The organism is Nodosilinea sp. P-1105 (assembly GCF_012911975.1).
GTDB lineage: Bacteria > Cyanobacteriota > Cyanobacteriia > Phormidesmidales > Phormidesmidaceae > Nodosilinea.
Map to the genome: position 1 here is coordinate 1 of NZ_SMDQ01000124.1, position 5,511 is coordinate 5,511.

Here is a 5,511-nt window from a genome sequence, read left to right on the forward strand (position 1 = left end):
TGGCTCATGACGGAGTTGGCAGAACAACGCATTCCGCCCCGAGCGGGGCGCAGTAATCCACGGGTCGTGAAAAAGCCTCGGGCAAAATTCCCCGCCCGAAAACCCTCCCATCGGGGGAGGGGAACGGTTCGACCCCAACTTAATTTCTCGATCCTAATACCAACCTGAACCTTATCCGAACAGTATTGGGCCATGCGCCACTTTGCCCAGGCCCTGGAGGCCGATGGTTGGGCGGTCACCTATGAACTGACCGATGACACGGCAGCCGCCTTAAAGACCTGGATCGCCGACCAGGAGATTACTGAACTGCGGCTGATGGACCCGGTAGATCATCCCTTTCGGCAATGGCTGTTGGCCCTGGATTTGCCCTGTGAGCTCACCCTGCTGGACAACAATCATTTCCTCTGGGCGGAGGCCGAGTTTAACACCTGGGCCGACAGCCGCAAAGGACTGCTGATGGAAAGCTTCTACCGAGAGGGGCGCAAGCGGTTCGAGGTACTAGTCACCGATGGCCAGCCCGAGGGGGAGCAGTGGAACTTTGACAAAGAGAACCGCAAACCTCCCAAGGGAAAGCTCAACCCGCCTTCGCCCCAGTGGTTTGACCCAGACGACATCACCCAGGCGGTGATTGAAAAAGTCGAGAATTTGGACATACCCACCTTTGGGCAAGCTACTCCCTTTCGCTGGGGGGTAACCCGTGCGCAGGCGCTAGCGGTGCTCGATACCTTTATTGACCACCGGCTGGACACCTTTGGTCCCTACCAGGATGCCATGGTGACGGGGGAAGAAACCCTGTGGCATGCCCTACTATCCCCTTACCTTAACCTGGGGCTGCTGCATCCCCTGGAGGTGATTCAACGGGCAGAAACCGCTTACCAAGACCAGAACCTGCCCCTTAACAGTGTCGAGGGATTTATTCGACAGGTGTTGGGGTGGCGCGAGTATATGCGGGGGCTCTATACCTACTTTGACGCCGACTATGCCCAGGGCAATTGGTTTGATCATGATCAGCCGTTGCCAGACTTCTTTTGGACTGGGGATGTGGCCATGAATTGTCTGCACCAGGTGATTGACCAAACCCAACGGACTGGCTATGCCCACCACATTCAGCGGCTGATGATTCTCAGCAACTTTTCGCTGATTGCTGGGTTTAACCCCCAGGCGGTAGAAGACTGGTTCCATGCCGTCTTTATCGATGCCTACGACTGGGTGATGCAGACCAATGTAATCGGTATGGGGCTGTTTGCCGACGGCGGCCAATTAGCCTCTAAGCCCTATGCATCCTCTGCCAATTACGTGAATCGCATGAGTGATTATTGCAAGGGCTGCCACTATAACCATAAGGACCGTACTGGAGACAAGGCCTGCCCGTTCAACTTTTTTTACTGGGATTTTTTGCACCGCCACCGCGACAAACTACAGTCCCAGGGGCGGATGAGTTTTATTTTGAAAAACCTGGACAAGATGTCTGAGCAGGAACTAGAAACCATACAGCAGCAGGCCGCTGAATGGCACAAAGCTCATCAGGGATAAAGCATCCGAGGTTCTTGCAACCGTGCCCTAGCTCTCTGTGCAGCAGCAAACCTTTGCATGGAGTAGTATTTGCCTTTTGCCTTCTGTCTTTCTATCCTTGGCCCATGGGTGGATCGTTTACCATAGAAGGGTCGTGCCGGGACTGCTGCTATGAATGAGTCATTCCCTCAAGGCTTGGGTAAGCGCAATCTGCTGAATCACCTGGCGATTAACCTAGACACCGCTGACGAGTTTGGCCCAATTACAGAAGTTTGGGTGAATGGGCGGACCCACCAAATTCAAGGGTTAGGCTGTAGCAGCGGGCTGCTGGGACGACAAAGTCAGCGGTTCCTGTGGTCGCAGGTAGCCTCTATTGGGCGGGATGGGGTAGTGATTAAGGCGGGGGCAATGACGGAAAACATTGACCAGCACCTGCAAGATTGCGTTCCCTTAGGAGATCTAGAATTGTGGTCTGACCACGGCGATCGCGTTGGCCGGATCACCGACTATCGCTTTGACCCCAGCAATGGCAACATCTTGCAATATTGTTTTGTCCCCGAGGTGGGCAGTGGGTTTGCCCCCGGCGTCTATGGCCTCGATCCGTTAGGGGTGATCAGCGCCAGTCGCCGTCGGATGATGGCGGAAGAAGGGGCTCTGCGCCAAGCTCCAATGGTGGCGGTGGCCGAACCCCCATCCCCTGAACCGCCACGGCCCAGATTACCCTTTGACCGCATTCCCCTCGATCGCCTACCGGTGGATAGGATACCTGACCCCCGCCGCAGTTGGGAGTCTGCCGTTGATAACACCCGCGATATGGGACATCAGGTGAGTGAGCAATTTCACGATCGCCGCCAGAAATTGCAGACCGAAGCTCAGCAGCGTCGTCAGCAGCTGCAAGCCGAAGCTCAGGAACGTTTGGGTGGTTTTTTGGGGAATGTCAAGAAGCAAACTCGCCACCTGCGCAAACAGTTGCGAGAAACGGTAAGTGATGTGACCGCCGGGCTGCCCTCTGGGCCACGACTGCGAGATGACAATGCGCCTACCATTGATGTGGAAGCGATGGAACTGTGGTCAGAGGATGACAGCGACCAGCCCCCCAGCCGGAGGCGTTGAGGGATAGCGATCGGGCCCCGTTCAGATCCCAGGTTTTGCCTTGAGCTGCTGAGAAACTCAGGGTCCATCAGCCCAAGAACCCTGGGTTCTGTACTGGCAAGCTGGCTTAGCGCGATCGCCGGGCTCGCTCCAGCACCCCGAGCTCATCCAAAGGACTGGGGGGATGATAAGACAGACAGAGGGGGGCAGCAATTTTGACCGGTGGATTGATCGATTCAGAGGCAACATAGAATTGCCCCCGTTCCAACTGGGCAATGTCGTCCCCCTGGCCGCCCCGTTGTCGTAGTTGGTCGCGCACCACATCAATAGCCGCTGGGGAGTTGGCCCGCCCGTAGAACTGCGTGGAACAATTGGCAATGATATTGTGATCGATGCTTTTGGGGGCCTGGGTGGCGAAAATTAGACCCAGGCCATATTTTCGGGCTTGGGCCGCCAATCGAATCAGGCTGGACTTACAGGGGGTACTGCCCTGGGATGGTAGAAAATCCTTGGCCTCATCAATCACGAGTAGACCCCGCAGGGGTTGACCGGTTGGGGCCGGATTTTTCTTAATCCAGGTGAATAGGGTCATGGCCAGTTGGTTGAGAAACTGCTGCTGCTGGGGCAGCCCTGGCAGGCCGATGAAGTTGAGAATTGAGAGGCGAGTTTGGTCTATGGCCCCATGCAAGCCGAGCAAAATAGCGGGCTCCAGCGGCGCACCACTCTGACGCAGTAAAGGATTATTGGCCATCTCGGCACTGAGTAAATCGGCCATCTCCTGGGCATGTTTGTCGGCTTTCGCAATATTACCGGCCGCCTCTTCAGGCAGGTCTCGCAAAAACTCGGCGAAGGTCTCCAGATTACCACCGCCGTTGTCAGCAAACTCCTTCAAAGCATTTCTAAGAATGCCCCGCTTTACCTTAGCTGAAGCGGAATTCCCTGAGGCCACCATGTCTTGCAAGCTGTCGCGAGCCATGTCAATCGCCTGATCCAGTTCGTCGGCATCACTGGACAAGGCTGCAAAATCGGGCAGCGGATTCAGATTGACGGCATTGCCTGCTTCGCGCCCTGGGGTCCAAACCCGGACATCCACCCTCTGCTGATACCGCTGGGCTTTGGCACCATCCTCGGCAGCCCAGGCCACCGGCACCTTTGGCCAGGGGTCGCCCATGCGGGCCAAATCGTTGGCCCCATCAATCACAATGGCGGGAATGTTCTGCAGAATGGCTTCTTCCACCAATCGGCGCACCAGTACGGTTTTACCAGCCCCACTGCCCGCCAACACGACGGTGTGTTTGGTCAGAGCTTCTAAGGGAATGGCCAGAGTTTCGGGGCGAGGTCCCAGCCGTTGGCCAATGGGGAGGCCAACCACAGGGAATGGTGTGATCGGGGGCGGTGACGGCGGGTCCCCCTCGGGGGAATTGGTGGTGGTCTGGCCCCCGGGGGTAGCTGTTGAGGTTTTGGGGGTGCTGGTAACCTGGGGTGCTGGGTGGGTAGCCTCACCAAACAGCCAGGCGACGGTATCTTGGAAGCTGGGTAACTGAGAGGCCGGGCGGCGATCGCGCAACCAGGTGGCAAAGTTGTCCTGGTCTTTGATCTGGTGCAGGGCGGCCAAAACCCGCAATTCAGCATCGCTGGGATAAATCATCAGCCCACCCGCCCCAGTAAACCTCTGGGTAAGCTCCTGGGTGGTCGCTCCCCCCGGTAGATCCCCAATTCTAAAAATCAACAACCGCCGAAAGCTGAGGGCATGGTCGATGCCAGCGGTAGTCATGGCTGTTTTGAGCCGAGCCCGGTAGGCAGCATGGTGCGATCGCAGTAACGCCCGCATCGATAAGTGCTTTTCCCGGTCCCCTTCGTCCCGGTAAATGAGCCGCACCCTGGCATGGAGCTGTGGATAGTTTTTGCCCCCTGGAAAGTCCACCTCGACTTGGGTGTCTATGGCATCGGCGGTGGGGTTTTCTAGTACTAAACATTCGCCAGCGGTCTGTAGCCACTGCCCTAAAACGGTATCTTCCTGTTGTTCATCATGGGCTGAATCGAGATCAGCCTGCTGCTGAGCTGCTGCAAATTGGCGATCAAGTTCCTCAAAATCAAAGGACAGAGTTGAGACAGGTTTAACATCCCCGAAGGCATGAATTTCTTGTATCTCTCCTAAAGCCAAGCAATGCTTTCGGTGCTCATCACATCGCTTTAAAATTCGTCGAGGAGAATGACGAATGGCAGATTCAAAGAATGACTCTGAAAACGGCCAACTAAGATAAGGGGCAGTAAAACTTACCTGCGAATATGCTTTCTGTAAGCGCTTCTGAACGATAGCTTGAGCAACATCAGATTGAATCACTCGCCCTATTACTATTGGCTCACGGAAGCGATCCTGAAATGTGCTTATAGCTTGATCACAAAGAATACTCCAGGTCGGCTCCAAACACGAAATCAGTGTCTGAGTGCGATAAGTTATATCGCGCAGAGCCATTAGACCACCACCGATACTTTCAATAATCGCCTTTGAAAGACGTTGTTCTTCCGAAAGATCGGAAATTCTAGCATTACCAGCTCCATAATGATGCCGAGTTACAATAGAATCGAGTTGATCAATAGCTAGCACAGATGGCTGATATAGATTCATTAGCCAAGATAATCCCTGGATAATTTTCCTGGGATTCGATTCAACATTTTTTCTAAATCCAAATCGAGCTCTATCCTCAGGTTCGATTTCTAGCCCCTGCAACCAGGTGTGTCCAACGCCCAGCAAGTTGAAATCATTAGAGTTCAATAGCATTAAGGAGCGAACAATATCTTGAACCTCAACGGCTGCTCTGCGATTAATGGCTCTTCCGACCTAGACATGGGAAAGAGGCTCTGAGGGCGAGAAGTGGAGAGAGAAAGAAACGCTAGGAAGGGGTG

Annotated in this window: 2 protein-coding genes and 1 pseudogene; 2 read left to right on the forward strand and 1 reads right to left on the reverse strand. The window is 54.8% G+C overall.

Annotation, left to right across the window (positions count from 1 at the left end; translation table 11 throughout):
• Positions 1-183: 183 nt before the first annotated feature.
• Positions 184-1,533 (forward strand): annotated as a pseudogene (locus tag E1H13_RS26000) (cryptochrome/photolyase family protein); the annotation flags it as partial.
• A gap of 150 nt (positions 1,534-1,683) precedes the next feature.
• Positions 1,684-2,625 carry a hypothetical protein gene (locus E1H13_RS26005; RefSeq protein ID WP_169617872.1) on the forward strand — a complete coding sequence of 314 codons (942 nt, stop codon included), beginning with the start codon at positions 1,684-1,686 and terminating at the stop codon, positions 2,623-2,625.
• Between the two features lie 106 nt (positions 2,626-2,731).
• Here E1H13_RS26005 and E1H13_RS26010 read toward each other — a convergent pair whose 3' ends face one another.
• Entirely contained in the window at positions 2,732-4,768 is a 2,037-nt protein-coding gene (locus E1H13_RS26010) for an ATP-binding protein (RefSeq protein ID WP_206071108.1), read from the reverse strand.
• Positions 4,769-5,511: the final 743 nt, after the last annotated feature.

What these genes read in the sequence shown, in the direction of transcription:
- E1H13_RS26005 (WP_169617872.1), top strand. Translation starts at nt 1,684, where the DNA reads ATGAATGAGTCATTCCCTCAAGGCTTGGGTAAGCGCAATCTGCTGAAT.